Annotated in this window: 9 protein-coding genes; 1 reads left to right on the forward strand and 8 read right to left on the reverse strand. The window is 37.0% G+C overall.

Annotation, left to right across the window (positions count from 1 at the left end; translation table 11 throughout):
• Positions 1 to 374: 374 nt before the first annotated feature.
• The 7 genes from F6K54_RS24575 to F6K54_RS24605 form a co-directional block, all read right to left on the reverse strand.
• Positions 375 to 3,485 (reverse strand): tetratricopeptide repeat protein, encoded by a 3,111-nt coding sequence (locus F6K54_RS24575; RefSeq protein WP_293083200.1) that lies wholly within the window; start codon positions 3,483 to 3,485, stop codon positions 375 to 377.
• 2 nt (positions 3,486 to 3,487) lie between these two features.
• Positions 3,488 to 4,576 (reverse strand): lipopolysaccharide assembly protein LapB, encoded by a 1,089-nt coding sequence (locus F6K54_RS24580; RefSeq protein WP_293083203.1) that lies wholly within the window; start codon positions 4,574 to 4,576, stop codon positions 3,488 to 3,490.
• A gap of 15 nt (positions 4,577 to 4,591) precedes the next feature.
• Positions 4,592 to 5,353: a tetratricopeptide repeat protein gene (locus F6K54_RS24585; RefSeq protein ID WP_293083205.1), complete on the reverse strand. Its 762-nt coding sequence runs from the start codon at positions 5,351 to 5,353 to the stop codon at positions 4,592 to 4,594.
• A gap of 10 nt (positions 5,354 to 5,363) precedes the next feature.
• A complete protein-coding gene (locus tag F6K54_RS24590; protein ID WP_293083208.1) occupies positions 5,364 to 5,891 on the reverse strand; it encodes a hypothetical protein in 528 nt (175 codons plus the stop codon).
• 449 nt (positions 5,892 to 6,340) lie between these two features.
• A complete protein-coding gene (locus tag F6K54_RS24595) occupies positions 6,341 to 7,657 on the reverse strand; it encodes a DUF6745 domain-containing protein (RefSeq protein WP_293083209.1) in 1,317 nt (438 codons plus the stop codon).
• Positions 7,623 to 7,916 (reverse strand): hypothetical protein, encoded by a 294-nt coding sequence (locus tag F6K54_RS24600; RefSeq protein ID WP_293083212.1) that lies wholly within the window; start codon positions 7,914 to 7,916, stop codon positions 7,623 to 7,625. Before F6K54_RS24600 ends, F6K54_RS24595 begins: the two co-directional genes overlap by 35 nt.
• Positions 7,917 to 9,050: 1,134 nt before the next feature.
• Positions 9,051 to 11,846 carry a zinc-dependent metalloprotease gene (locus F6K54_RS24605; protein ID WP_293083213.1) on the reverse strand — a complete coding sequence of 932 codons (2,796 nt, stop codon included), beginning with the start codon at positions 11,844 to 11,846 and terminating at the stop codon, positions 9,051 to 9,053.
• A gap of 202 nt (positions 11,847 to 12,048) precedes the next feature.
• On the opposite strand from F6K54_RS24605, the gene F6K54_RS24610 reads away from it, so the two are divergent.
• A complete protein-coding gene (locus F6K54_RS24610; RefSeq protein ID WP_293083215.1) occupies positions 12,049 to 12,189 on the forward strand; it encodes a hypothetical protein in 141 nt (46 codons plus the stop codon).
• Positions 12,190 to 13,378: 1,189 nt separating this feature from the next.
• Here the strand turns inward: F6K54_RS24610 and F6K54_RS24615 are convergent.
• Positions 13,379 to 15,524 (reverse strand): DUF1574 family protein (locus tag F6K54_RS24615; protein WP_293083218.1); only part of this gene is annotated, 2,146 nt, incomplete at its 5' end.

Genomic DNA, 15,524 nt, shown 5'->3' on the forward strand with positions numbered 1-15,524 from the left:
GAAACGGAGTGGAAGGAAGCAATCTCCGCGTACCCCTCAGATTGCTTCCCTTCGGTTGCAATGACAACTATTCAACCGGATTTTATAGCAGTCGCCACTATAGTTAGGACATCAGGTAATTATGATTATTTATGACGCGAGCAAGATACTCGCACTAATTGTCCTAACTACCTTGGCGGTTGCTATATATAATTTCTCAGTAAAACTCTATTTATTCTGATTTTCTTAGGAGCCATGTAAGAATAAGTTGTACAAATTTTATCTGGGATAAATTGTGAAATATAGCTTCCATCAAAAAACTGTTCAAGTTATTTTTACACGGCTACTTAACTTCTAACTTTTGACTTTTGACTTTTGAATTTAATTCCTAACTTCTAACTTTTGACTTTTGAATTTAATTCTATTGGCGTGCTATCTCCAGAAAAGATAAAACTTGCCCAATAATAAGGATGTTGATATTCTCCTTCTTGCAACCAATCTCGCTGAATATCGAGCAAAGCATCCCGGCGTCCTTTTCCTGCTTTTAATCCCTGATAATAAGCTACCATCAAGTCTTTTGTCGCCTCATCTTCTACTTTCCACAGACTCATCATTTGACTTTCACTGCCGGCAATAACGAAAGCACGACGTAATCCATAAATTCCTTCCCCGGCGCTAATATCTCCTATTCCTGTATCGCAAGCGGATAATACCACTAATTGAGTGCCAACCAGATTTAAGAGGGTGGCTTCGTAAGCGGTAAAAACTCCATCATCCCCTCCACTCTGTTGTTTTTCGACTCCGGCAAACACTAACCCGGAACGAAATAGGGGATTATCAATATCGGTTGAGTTTTCTGATTTAGGTTTGGATAAAAAGAATCCATGAGTGGCAATATGGAGGAAGTCGGGATTTTTGACTTGTTTGAGGGCGTTTTCTGTGGCTTTGGTTTTGGTTAACATTAGAGCTTCCGGGAATAGTTGACTGATGGTTTCTGCTTCTACTTGTGTGCCTCCAAGGGGTAGAAATACGCGATCGGATAAGTCTATGGAACGGTAATTGTCAAGGGTAACTATTTCTCCCTGTTGTTCATATTTGGGGTTGGCGATGACTAGGGGAGTTTGTCGGTTATTTTTGGGGTTTTGTCTGAGTAAGTCTCGTCCAGAGGTGAGATAGGTAATTTGATAATTTTCGACTAAATATTGGTTGTTCTCATCGACTAATGCTTCAAAAGGGATGAGGTTGAGAGCAGCATCGGGAGATAAGAGAATGGTTTTGGTTTCTCCCAAGAGTTGGCGTACTGGCTGCATTACCATTTCATCAAGTTTTCTGGCAGAGCGTTGGAGTTGTTCGAGAGGAACTTTGGAGTTGCGGAGATATTTGCGTAATTTTTCTACTGTTTTGTCGATGGGTTCTGCTTCTCCTAAGTCAATAGCTTGGGGTTCGCCTGTTTGATAGAGAATATAAGCAGCATAGCGAGGTTTGCCAAAGCGTTCATTTTGGGGTGTTTTAAGATTAACAGGTTGATAGCGGACTAATTCTACTAAAGCAGTGTCAGCAGGAATTTGTTGTTGAATCTTTTCAAGGGTAATGGGTTGAGATAAATTACGAAATTCAGCACTATGACGACTTAGTTCGTCTTCTAGTCCTTTTACTTCTGTTTCCGCGTTGGTGAGTAGTTCACGGTAAACTTTGGAGTCAGGAAAATATTCTGCCTTTTTGAAGATTAGGTTAGAGAGTTGAGTGCCTTTAGTGATAAGTTGATTCAACAATTCTTGAGTTTTAGGATCATCAATGCGCTGACGGAGAATTTGTAAGCTATTAGTTAGAACATCAAGGATGCGCCCTTTGCGTTGAAAGATAGTTTTCAGTCCCAGACGAGTTGCTTCTAGGTTATTGGGTGCAGATTGGAGATTGAGAGAAACAGCAGCATCAGTTATCCCAGAAATTTTGCTCATGTAATCCTGTTTCTGACGTTCATCCCCTGCGATTAAGTTTTTGGAGAGATTACGTTCTTCAACCTCAAGTCCTTGGCTTAACAATCCCACACCGCTAATTGTATTGCCTTGTGAGTAGTAAAGCCCTGCCAGATTGTTCAGACTCGTTGCTACATCAGGGTGATTGTCTCCTAATTTTTCCTTTGTGATAGATAAGGACTGTTGATATAGGGATTCAGATTTCGTGTACCTTCCTTGTAACCTGTAAAGTTCTGCTAGATTGTTCAGGCTCGTTGCTACATCGGGATGATTGTCTCCTAATTTTTCCTTCCAGATAGCTAAGGACTGTTGATAGAGGGATTCAGCTTTCGTGTATCTCTCTTGTGACTTGTAAAGCAATGCCAGACCGTTGAGACTCGTTGCTACATCGGGGTGATTGTCTCCTAATTTTTTCTTTCTAATAGCTAAGGACTGTTGAAAAAGGGGTTTGGCTTCCCTGTATCTCCCTTGTAAACTGTAGAGTTCTGCCAGATTGTTCAGACTACTTGCTACATAGGGGTGGTTATCTCCTAATTTTTCCTTTATGATGGCTAATGACTGTTGATAGAGAGGTTCGGCTTCTGTGTATCTCCCTTGTAAACTGTAGAGTTCTGCCAGATTGTTCAGACTTATTGCTACATCGGGGTGATTGTCTCCTAATTTTTCCTTTCTGATAGCTAAGGACTGTTGATAGAGGGGCTCGGCTTCTGTGTATCTCCCTTGGGATTTGTAAAATGCTGCCAGATTGTTCAGACTTGTTGCTACATCGGGGTGATTGTCTCCTAATTTTTCCTTCCAGATAGCTAAGGACTGTTGATAGAGGGATTCAGCTTTCATGTATCTCCCTTGGGATTTGTAAAATGCTGCCAGATTATTCAGACTCACTGCTACATCAGTGTGATTGTCTCCTAATTTTTTCTTTCTGATAGCTAAGGACTGTTGATAGAGGGGTTCGGCTTCCGTGTATTTCCCTTGTGAGTAGTAAAGTGTTGCCAGACCGTTGAGACTCATTGCTACATCGGGGTGATTGTCTCCTAATTTTTCCTTTCTGATAGCTAAGGACTGTTGATAGAGGGGTTCGGCTTCTGTGTATCTCCCTTGTGATTCGTAAAGCAATGCCAGATTGTTTAGACTCTTTGCTACATCAAGATGATTGTCTCCTAATTTTTCCTTCCAGATAGCTAAGGACTGTTGAAAGAGAGGTTCCGCTTCTGTGTATTTCCCTTGTAAGTAGTAAAGCAGTGCCAGATTGTTCATACTGGTTGCCACATTGGGGTGATCGTCTCCAAGTACATTTTTGCGAATTGCTAATGCTTTCTCTGCAAAGGGAATAGCTTCAGCGTACCTTCCTTGTTGATATAGCTGTTCTTCCTGCTGATTTAATCTTTCTACTTCTGCCAACTCCTCTTGCTCTATAACTTGAGAAATTGGTTGTTTCACTCTTGGTTCTTGCATCCAGACCCAGATTCCCATTATCCCTACAACAGCAACCGCAAACGATACCCATAACTTTATCAAACTCTTCTTCATAATTAATCCCTCCCTAAAACTTGATTTATCAGTTTTTCCTCTTTCTCATCTAGCTGCTTCCCTAAAGCTAAATAATTTGCCCTTGCTTTCTCCAACCACTCTACCGCTTCATCCCTATTACCTAACAGATATTGCACTTCCCCTAACCCCCATTGCATCATCACCTTAACTCCACTCTTATCCTCCTTCGCAGTCAACGCTAACCCTTGCTGATAAACCTTTTTCGCCATTAAACTCAATCCTATCTGTCGGTAAATATCCCCCAACAACTGATAAACCGTTGCTGTCTTACTTCCAGATTTGACTAACTTTTCCAATACCTGAATAGCCTCAAAATTTAACTCATTCTCTTGGTAGAAATAAGCTAAAATCAATCCTTCTTGCTCCTGACTTAACTCCTGCTGCTTAATCTGCGCTACTTTTTCCCGTAAAATCTTTGCTTCCTCACCCTCTAAGACAATAAAATTACTATACCAACCATCATCTTCATCTGTAGAAGCAACTTTATTATCATTATCTACCACTATGATTACAGAATAAAATTCCCCAGGCTCCAACTCCCCATCATAAACAATTTGGTTTTTCCTAGTTTTCTTTTCCCAGTCTTCCACCTTAACTTTATAGTTATTTGCCCCAGAAACTTTATTCCAACGAATAGTTAACGACTCATTGAAAACCTTAGTATAGCGAGGGCTAATCAGATAAGGCAGCTCTTTTAAACTCTCTTCTGTTGAAACAAGCGGACGACGTGTTTTATTATTACAATCTGGGCATAATCTTCTGACAGAATCTCCTTCTGGACATACTTCAGAAAGAAGATATGTTCCTGGTTGCTCTACTGTTCGTTGATTCAAATCGCTACAATAAACTTTTACTGAAGCATTACTTCCTAGTTGAATTTTGTCCTCACCACTAAGGATAGTAACAGAATCAACTTGATGAAAGCTGTTCCATTTTGCCTTTTTTACTTGGACATTTCCCTGAAAACTAATCAAAGTATGAATGTTATTAGGATTATTCAAAACAGGAGTTGTGCATCCCACAAGTGTTAAGGTAAATGCAGCCTGAATTATCTTTTTCCAATTCAACATAGAATTTACAATTGTCTATTTATTTAATTGTTGTTTAGCTTCATATAACCATTCATCCTCTTCAGAATTAATAGTCTCACCGACAGCTAGACGAGATTCAATTAATTGACGACATTTTTGCCAATTTTCTTTAACTTCAGAAGATGGTTTATCTGTCTTTGACAAGACCTGGCTATAGATACAAAAAGCTGCCCCTGGATTACGGATATATTCCTTATATTTTTCAGCAGTGGCCATTGCTATATTAAGATATCTCATAGCTTCATCATATCGCTCTTGCTTAAATCTTGCCCACCCTAAATTTTTATATATGCCATATTTTTGAGTCTCTAAATTGACCTTTTCTACATCCGTTAACTGCTCAAAGTTCTGTTCTGTTTTCTCTAAAAGTCGCTTACCTTGATTCAGCAAATCTATCGCTTCATCATTCTTATTTTCTCGAATATACCAATAAGCAAGATTATTATAGGCATCCATAAAACCACCCTTAGCTGCTATAATATATTGTTTCTTAGCGTTAGGAAAATCTTGTAATTCTTCATAGAGAGTTGCCAACTTATAATGAGCGTCTAAATTATCAGCATCTAACTTAATTGCTTGTAAATATTTCTCCTCTGCCGAAGCTAATTTTTCCTGGTCTTGTAATTTTTTACCAGCTAGTTTGTAGTGATTAGAAATAGATGGTAAATTCAACAAAATACCTAATAGCAATCCTGTTGTTAATAAACTAGAACCAAGCTTTGCCACCTCGTGAAAAGATTGAGGAATTTTTACCATTTCTAAAAGCTTATCGAAACCTTTTTTTTCCTGTTTCAGTTAACTCATTTTGAGCTTGAAGTAATAATAAAATACTTGGAATAATAGCTGCTGTTGCCAGAAAGCCTGAAGTAAAAAAAAGTATACCCAGGCTTAGGGAAAGGGCGATGTTTACTATCAAAAAAATACTTCTGAGTCCTATGAAAAACCATTCCAAGCTATTCAAAGGATGAGATTTTATAGCCTGTTCTTGAGCATAAATATCCAAATACCACCACCAAGCATCGGGGGTTTTGGGGAAATTTTCTCGATATTCAGCTAAATTAATATCTTGAATTAATTCATCGGCATTTTCTCTAAGTTTTATATCTAATTCTTCAATTTTTAATATCGTAGAAACATAAAGCTTAATTTCATTTGATAATTCTTTATTAAGAGCATCCCTAGTTAATAAAATTTCCAAAATTTCCTGCTTTGATGGGGAGGTATTAGAAACTTTTAATTTTTCTAACGACTGTTCTAAAGTATTTTGATAATGTCTTAAAAGAGTAACTTTCATCGCCTAACATTTTCCCCGAATATTAGCAAAGGTCATTTCAGTTATCAGTTATCAGTTATCAGTACATCTAGCTGTTTGCGCAGCATTCCGCAGGAAAGCTTCGGGATTGAAATCTGAAATATTCTCTTTTTAAGGGGAGGCTTTAGACCCAAATTTTTCGGTAAGGCAGAAGGCAGAAGTCAACCCACCCCTAACCCCTCCCAGGAGGGGAAGTAGGGGAGTTGAGCAAACCTCCAAAAATATTTCGCCTTAAAGGGAGGGGTGGGGCGACTCAATTATTTTGATAATTGATTTGATTTTTTGGCGTTGGTGAAAAGAGGTATGATATCCTGCTCGGATAAGAGCGCAAACAAAAAAACTTTCTCCCTCTACTCTCTTTCTTCCCTCCTGAATTCCCCTCCTGGGAGGGGCGAGGGGTGGGTTAACTCCTGACTCCTGACTCCTATATATTAAGTTTCTACCATAAATTCTTCTGGATCTACTCCCCAGTTTACCCAAGTAATAGCCTCCCTAGCGTTACTAATATCTGGTGGCACTCTTGTGGCATGAATATAATTTGTACTAGGACAAGTCATTTTTAATAGATAAATAGGTTCAACATCAATATCATTATCTATTCTTAACAGAGTATACTCTCGCCAACTATCTAATTCTACTGCCTGCAATTCTTGACAAATTCTACCGTAACCTATTCCCTGAATTAATACCCGTCGTAGTTCGGCATTTTCCTCTTCCAGTAACCACCGTACTTGCCATCGTTCGGGATGTAATAATCCATATTTTTCTGGCAGCTTTACCCCATGATAAGCATAGATACGATAACCATCAATAAATCTAATTGCCGATCCCCCTTCACGATGAAAACGGTTTTGTTCGTCCATAGATAACTTGATAGGGCGATCGCATACCAAACAAGTATTCTCTAGTGGCAACACAAACCCACATTCTTTCACCAACCCTTGAAGTGCCTGCCATTTTTTGTCGTTGTAACTACACTCAAGTACAGAGATACAGAAGTCGAGCATTTCAATGGAACTTGCCATCAAATTTTGGCCAATATTTGAGACTAACCCTATGGCATCGCCTATTTGTTGCAGGGGTTGCTTAATGTGTTCTTCCCACTCTCGGATCGGGGAGTGAATAGAGAGATGTTGCCATACATTAGCTTCTATATGTTGTGATAGGGGTTCTCCAACTTGTTGCCAAATTACATCTCCAAATCTAATTAAAGGATCTCCTCCAGGAAACTCTATTAATTGTTGTCGCCACTGTTTTTGCTGCTGTTCCCAGATTTGCCTAATAATGCCACCTTGCCATTGTACCCACAACTCCCCTAATAATTCTGCGTGTTCAGCTAAGGCATCTTGCCAGATAAACATTAGCTGTAGTAATTCTTCATTGGGCAAATCATTTTCCAGTTTTAGCCAGAGTTGCTCATCAATTTGACTTTCTATTTCTTCTGAGAGTTGAACTTGTAAGGAAGTTAGTAAGGGAGTGCCCAACATTTGCACTAAACGTTGAGGCGATCGCGATCCTACTATCTCTTTGATGGCATCTGGACTACTGATAAATAGAATCTCTGGCTCTCGTTTTTCCATAGCAGAATAAGCTGCTTTTACCGCATTTGCTGCCCTTTGCCTATCTATTGGCTCAGTTGACACCATATTCTTGTGCCACTTTTCCCGATATATTGGTATTAATGCTTTTTGTTCTGCTGTGAGGTTTTCAATTTTAGTCTGCCACATAGCGCCATCCCATAGGTTCATATTCTCGCTGAATGCGTACCATCCAATTTCCTTGAGGAATTTCGATAGTCTTATGTTCCTCGTGGGTTAAAGTTACTTTTTCTGAGAGAACTTTCAGGTACAGAGTACCATCTTTTTCGCATAGCTCTGCATTTCCACGAGTAATTCGATGAGAGTGTCCAGTTACTTCTCCCTCTGCTAAAGTCAGGTGAGATAGTTTTTTACCTGAACTAAGCTTAACTGGTTGTAATATTACATCACCTTGTCTAATTGGCTGCATTGTTATTTTTCCTTAGCCTTCATATTAACTACACAAAAAATATTTATTACACCCTGTAAATTCAATGATACATCATGCCACATTTGTCAATCAACTTTAATATTCAGTAGGTATTGTTACAATTTATCCTCGGATCGGGGCTTTAAATAGAGGGTAGAAAGCATAAGGAAAAAGGCTTATAAGCTACTTTTATTTTTTTAAAATACTTTGTTTTTTGTACTTACTTACTTAAATTGATTAATTTCTACCTTAATAGGTTTTCCTAAAAATCATGATATACATTTATCTAGTTAGCTTTATTTCTATACATGAGTTTATTTAATTTTATTTGTTGCTTTAATAAAGAAAAATATTGATATATTAAGTCTATACAGTTTCTTTATATTATTTTTATATTTTTTACAATTGTTTAATTTTTTTGACTTATAGCAACGGAATAATTACTTAATATCATGCTTTTTTAAATACTCATAAATGTTATTTATGAGGAAGACGTTGCATTCTGATTCACCCTCTATACTGTTGTAATATTATGTCCGGTTGAACAGTTATAAATAAACTACTCAGAATTCAGAATTTAGAATTCAGGAGGGAAGCAAAGAAGAAAAGAAGGAGAAAGTTTTTTGATCACTAATTCGGGCTTGCTGATTAAATATCGCGCGTATTGACTGGTATTGGTTTGAGCAATTTTAGGTCTGGAGGGGGTGCGAGGTTTTATACCAATTTGATAAATGTTTGCTACAAATAGCTAGGGTATTTCTTAGAATCCAGCAATTCTGCAATCCAGAATTCATAATGGATATATTTAATGCAATTTTTGATGTTTTAAGCTATTTTTTTCGTCAAATAGACTTTATTCAAAAGTTTATTTATGACTCTTATTATTCGTAACATTCTTTTTTCAAAATGGTATTAGGTGGTAATAGTTCAAAAATTCAGGATTTTGGTCAAGAGTTGGGCAGAAAAATCTTGGGATAATTCTTACTCCTACCTCCTCCAAATTCCCATTTCTCCTGTCTCCTGTCTCCTGTCTCCTGTCTCCTGTCTCCTGTCTTCCCCTCCTGGGAGGGGGAGGGGCGAGGGGTGGGTTGTCTCCTGTCTCCTACCTCCACAAAAAGACTTTTTCAGCAAACCCTAATTAGACTGTAATTGTGCATTCAAAGTTTTCACAATTCGATCGCGTATTTCCTCCAAATGTGCCCTAGTATAGTCATCCATTTTCTTGCCCCGCTTTTTAATTATCTTCTCCAAATCTTTATCCAGTTGTCGCAATTCATACCAAGCTAAACTTCGAGCATCTTCAGGCACAGTACGATTACGCAATACCATTGAAATTAGCAGATTTAGATGTTCCCGTTGCAGAGAACGACGCATACTAGAAATCTCAACTTCTCCACCATTAGACTCCAAAACTTCAGTCCAGATACTATTTTGTAGAGTCTCAAAAAGTTCCGGTAGTTTCAAAGCATTATCTGGCGTTGTCTTCAACTCCAAATCTCGTAAACGAGTCAAACGAATATTAGAAAGGAGCGATCGTAAAACTATCCGCTGCAAAAACAAAATATTATCTTGAATAGGATAATCTAAAGGAAACAGCCAACTATAGCTTCCCCAATGTCGCCAACGTGACGGTGCCAACTTATTCAGTAAATCTGGTGCAAACTGAAACGCATCTTCAGCAAAAATATATTTATCTATAATTTCTAATGCTTGGCGTTGTTGCTCTACAGATATAGGTTCAAATGGTAATCGCCCATTAGTATTTTTTGTACTCTCCCGATTAAATGACTGACCGCCTACATACAAAGTAGTATCCATTATTTGCTGGATATAATAGAAGAATACCGTATCAAACATTACCCTGATTTCGCTATAACTTTCATCATTTTGAGGAACGCGCTTTTCTAGACTTTTCCAAATATTCCGGGCGTTATCCAGTTGCCACTGGGAATAAATTAATGTATTGCTACTAAGGTCAAATGTATTTGCTGCAGGGTCAATACCATCAGTATCTTCATCTGTGGCATAAGATAATTCTGGTTGAGATGCTCGTCTGGCAATATCTTGTAAAAATCCTTTTTCACTTATATAGCTAGTCGTGTCACTGGGTTTATAACCGTATTCAATTGCCCAATCATCATAAGGACCGACTACAGTGGGAAAATAGTCTCCTTGTATTGTTCCCTGTGGAGCTATATTAACTGGTACATAATCCATTACAGATGCTACTAACCCTTTTGTTTGAGTAATAGTTGTATCGTTTAACTGTTCTGGTTCGAGCATTGTACTACCGTGGAAATTATGTCTCAGACCAAGAGTATGTCCAACCTCGTGAGCAGTAAGATATTTTAAATATTGATTTACATACCTATCCATTTCTTTACTGTGGGGTCTGATGTTTTGCAAAGCATCCATTGCCACCGCCCCTATTGCCAACTGCTGAGATGACTCCCAATCAAAACAAAGATGTTCTGATGAGTGAGAGTTTGATAATGACGACTTCCGAAAAGATTGATATTTTGCTTGTAGAGATTGAGGAATAATGGATTCTATACTGTTATTTGAAGTATTAGGTTCCGTCTCAGTTTTTAGATTTCCTAAATAGCGAGAATACATATCTAATACGCAGGGATTGTAACTTTTTCCATCCTTGGTTTGAAAAGCTTCAGGCAGAGATTTATTCTGTAAAATTATACTGCCTACTCCGCCATATTTAATACTCCTAATAATTCCTGCATTGAGAATAATATCTGCATCTAAAATTTGCCCTGTTAATGGATTGACACGGGAAGGCCCAATACCTGCAAGCCAAGAGTCAAAAATAGTAGACCAACGAATTGTATTGTAACGAATATCGGCCGGGTCCCAAGTAGCATCATCAGGCATTTGTTTGGCTTGAATAGCATTAACAAATCCTGCTTTTTCAAAAGCTTTATTCCACATTAATATTCCTTCTCGAATGGCATCACGATATTCGATTGGTACTGTATTTTCTATCCAGAAAGTTATCGGTTCTAGAGGGGGCGATAAAGGTGCGCTAGGAATTTGTTTTTCCAGATGCCATCTATTAATATAACGAACAAAGGGTTCACGACGATTATTGTTAGAAATATCTTGATAAGCGCTAATAAAATAACCTACTCTTTCATCGGCTAATCGGGGAATATAACCATTATTTATTGGTAATTCTGAAAAACTATAGCGAACTTTGAGGTTAAAAGCACGGCTATCTGGCAGAGATTCTAAATATGCTGTATTATCTTCGTTTAAAATACCATAAACTGACTCCAGTTCTATGTTTAAAGGAAATGCTTTAGCATCACTAATATAAGATTTTGTTCGGTCTATTGAGTAGTCATTAGGTAAAGCTTCTTCTAGTGATGGTAAATTCATTTCTCCTATTAATAAATTTTCCAAGTCAATCAACAATGTTTTTCTTTGGGGATGAGTTGCTTCAATGGGCAGAGAATATAAAACTGAGTCACTAAAAGAACGTTTAATTGAACGAGTTTGAGGGTCTAATTCGTTAGTCCGAAAATTGAGATTAGGTAGCACAAATTGAATATCATCTTGATGTTTGCGTAACTGAAAGATAAAATCACCCATTGGTAAACCACTAATTAAACCGGCCTCACCAATACCAGATTCTAAAGTTATTACAGAAAGGAAGTTTTTATTAAGTTGTTCTGGTTTAACTTCTATTAATGTTTTACCTGTTTCTTCATCCCTATAAATTGTGAACATCCCTTCTAGTTTTTCAAACCCATCAATTAATTTTTCATAAGAATCATCTATTTCTGTGGCACTAATAATTTGTTGTGGGTTTGCTGAAATATTTCCTGAAATATTGGTTGTTGAAGCTCTAGTTATAGGAATGATAAATATAACCAGTAGAAATGATAAACAAAATAATAGTAGTATGCTCTTCAAGAATTTAGAATTACCTCTTCTTATAAATAAGAGGATTGGATAATCGGTAATTTGAATGATTTTTTGCGAAATTATTTTGCCTATATAGTTTTTCTGTTTATGGGTTTTATTTTTACCGTTCGTCCACATAATTAGTTAAAAAATAAAGAAGAAGTAGGGTTTACTGAATAAAGTCTTTTGGTAGGGGTAGGAGACAGGAGAAATGGAAATTATAGAGGAGGTAGTCGTAAAAATTGTCCCAAGATTGTTCTGCCATAATCATCCCAAAATACTAGCTTTTTTCGACCAAAAAAGGTTGAAACCAATATCTGTCAGTGCTTTGATATTTAATCAGCAAGCCTGAAGTATAGTACGATGAGCAAATATTAGTTATATCATGTCCGGTCGAATACTAATAAATAATGACGTAGGAGTCAGGACTCAGGAGTCGGGAGTAAAGAATAAGTAAGAGGAGAAAAAAGTTTTTGATCGTGTGATTAAACGGATTTGATATTATTCATAACTAATAGACATCTCCTCCAAATGAGGGAGTAGGGAGTAGGGGGAAATAATTGATAATTTATGTGCGATAATTGATTTGATTTTTTATTATTGGAGATGTCTAATAGTAATTTTTGTAATTTTTGTCCACTTTACCTACTTTTATGAATTCAAGCTTCTTTTTATCTATGATAATCCAAAAATTGATCGACTGCCAATATTGCGGATAGCTTATAGTAGGTTGGGCAAAAACTATAGATATATTACGTTATCCTACATTATTGATAAACTCAAGTAATAATTAGCAATTTATCAAAAATAAAAAGGATAAAATTGATGATAATTTGATTCCCTCAGTTAGACAAAAAAACCAGGGCTTAGTTATCAGTAAAATAAATATTAGTAGTGCTGTAAAACATCTAAAATTTCGCCATAGTAGGGGCAGGTTCCGCGTTAAATTAATTGCTCAATATTAAATTTAGATAACTCGCCCCATCCCCTTTTGTTTACAAACAGTCTCTGAGACCTCTTAGACAAAAAAATCTGGGCTTAATTATCAATTTAAACAACACTTTGTTTTGTAGTTTAGACTATCAAAAAGTCGCAAAAATTTTCTATTTGGCAATAGAATTTATCAAAATAATAGGGTGCATCTCATAGCAAGCAAAAATACTTTTTTCCTATATATTCCCAGATGAGCTGTTGCCTTCCGGAGCTGTTTCCTAAAAAGGCATTCATTCTGACTCAGTCCTCCTAAGTTCCCCTCCTGGGAGCAAGGATAATTCTTTGTTGTCAGAGAATATTTACAACTCTATAGTCATTCTGAATAAGACTGGAACACTTTTTCTGCTGAAACTCTTTCAAGGTAAAAAACCCTTGTCTCAATCTTAACTGGAATAACTATATATTTTTGGTTAACTAATCCTAGCAAAATGTAGAAAATTTCATTAAAAGAATAGAATTTTTATTTAGTGACAATAAATTGACCCCACTCCCCCACTCCCCCACTCCCCTACTCCCTCACTCCCCCACTCCCCCACTCCCCTACTCCCCTACTCCCCCACTCCCCCACTCCCAACCCAAGGAATAATATTATCCTCAGCTAACTGTTGAGAAACAGCGATCGCTCCATAAAGATTCAAATGACTAGGGTCAGAAAATTTATCATAAGTATCTGGCCATGCAGTACCTAAATCTCGGAATAAAAAGTTTGAATATTCTAAAGGTAACTGCTGCATATATTCTAGAAATTCTTGTTCATAAGTGGTTCGTGCCTCATCTAAATATGCTGTAGTTAAAGGCATATTTACAAATACAAAATTAATCCCAATTGACTGAGTATATTGTAGTAAATTTTTCAGTGCAGTTATTTGTTTTCCTGGCAACTGAAAGTCAGCATAATCTGCATCATATTTACCCGAAACTTTAGCATAGTTTTGATAGTAACTTTCTGGCTCAAACTTAATCGAAATTGGGAGAAAACCGTTAGATTGAAATTCGTCTAATTTATCAATATCTTCATCTTCTACTGTTACATTTTCGTCCTCTTTTTGCAGCCAAAAATTCCAATTTTCTTGGGGATTATTTATGATTGAAGTGATTAAATTTTTGAGGCGATCGCGCTGTTGATAAGTAAGCGATATTTCCTCAAATTTTTCTTCTAATTCTTTGAATATTTGTTTGTATTTTTTAATGCCAAAATTAGCATACGTTTCTGATGTATTTGTCTCAATAATAAATGTACCAGCATCTACTTCCTCATAGCCTTCAGAACTAGCAATAATATCAAAAGTTCGGTCTTCTCTGCCACTATTAAGAGCGCGGACTCCATCAGCAAATATAATCAATGGAGGCAGTTGTTCTGCTGGTAAAACCTGACGTACAATTAAATCTACTACCTGAGCTGTTGCCCCATTTATGCCAAAATTATAAACTCTTAAATCTGGATATCCTGCCGTTGCTAAACTTTCCTCAAGTACTGTAGGATTAACTCCTCTCAATGCTCTAGAACTACCAACTATTAAAATATCTGGTGGTTTTTTTTCTACTTGTAAATATTGTTGATAACGAACTAACTGTTCATCTAATTGCGGACTATTAAAACTAGGATAAGTAGAAAATTCAGAAGCTTCCACAGAGTCTTCATTTACTTCTGTAGGAGTTTGGCAATTCGGCCCCTGACAAATATTTTCCGGTTTGGAAATATCTGGAAGTTGCTGTAATACTTCACCTAATTTTAGATCTGTTTGAACTGTCAACAAAATACCCATAGCAGCAAAGGCAAAAGCAGTAATCCATTTACCAGAATTAAAAGTATTATATGTCAATGAATTACTAACTTGTGTAGAGTATTCTTCATTAGGAATAAACACACGAGAAGTAATCAGTAACTGTTGAATAGCAGTAAAAAGTTGTTTTGTAAATGTGTAATTATTATTAGGAATTAACAGCTTTGAGTCAAATTTTTCAGTTGTCTGTGGTGTTAACTTGAGAAAAACACGATCTGCTCTTTTTCCTAATAACAAATCCATATCTGCAGAAGCAGCAAACTCCGGAGTTTGTTCCGAATACTGGCGACTTCTGGTAGTAAAATTAATACCATAGCGCCACAAAGGCAATTTTTGACCAGCACGACGGCCATACACCCTCACCCCACTAATTCCTGGAACTTGAAGTTGACGCAAAAACTGAGCGATGGGTGGTCCTACTTGAGATTGAGAAGGACAGGTAGGAGCTTCGCTCATAACGTGCAATAATTCCTGTTTAGGTAATATTAGTACCCGGATACCACCTGTTTGTAATTTTTGATCGAGGTCTGGATTAAGGAATTTGTTTAACAGAAAACTAATAGCTTCATAGTTTCCCTGACTTGCTAAAACTTTAGCACTTGCTGCCATCTCCGGATTTTCCGATGCTGGTAAATTCAACCAGTCGATCCAAAGAGGTGACTCTGATTTTTGTTCCGGTTTATTAAAAATACAACCATAGATGGTAGCAGCTTGGATGCCTCTAGGTAGAATTGTAGATAATGTAGAGGCGATCGCTTCTTTTGTCTTCTTTTTATCTGGAGCTAGTTGGTTTGAGTTATTAGTATTAGTACAAAATAAATGTAATGTAGATTCTTTGAGAGTAGCTCGAATCTTGATTCCCAGAGTAGTAAATTGTTGTTGTAGCAAACGTTCAATTGCTGCCACATCT

It is taken from the genome of Okeania sp. SIO3B5 (assembly GCF_010692555.1).
In the GTDB taxonomy this organism is placed as follows: domain Bacteria; phylum Cyanobacteriota; class Cyanobacteriia; order Cyanobacteriales; family Microcoleaceae; genus Okeania.

Coding starts and splice junctions, on each gene's coding strand:
- F6K54_RS24575 (WP_293083200.1), bottom strand. CDS start 3,485: ATGAAGAAGAGTTTGATAAAGTTATGGGTATCGTTTGCGGTTGCTGTT.
- F6K54_RS24580 (WP_293083203.1), bottom strand. CDS start 4,576: ATGTTGAATTGGAAAAAGATAATTCAGGCTGCATTTACCTTAACACTT.
- F6K54_RS24585 (WP_293083205.1), bottom strand. CDS start 5,353: ATGGTAAAAATTCCTCAATCTTTTCACGAGGTGGCAAAGCTTGGTTCT.
- F6K54_RS24590 (WP_293083208.1), bottom strand. CDS start 5,891: ATGAAAGTTACTCTTTTAAGACATTATCAAAATACTTTAGAACAGTCG.
- F6K54_RS24595 (WP_293083209.1), bottom strand. CDS start 7,657: ATGAACCTATGGGATGGCGCTATGTGGCAGACTAAAATTGAAAACCTC.
- F6K54_RS24600 (WP_293083212.1), bottom strand. CDS start 7,916: ATGCAGCCAATTAGACAAGGTGATGTAATATTACAACCAGTTAAGCTT.
- F6K54_RS24610 (WP_293083215.1), top strand. CDS start 12,049: ATGGAAATTATAGAGGAGGTAGTCGTAAAAATTGTCCCAAGATTGTTC.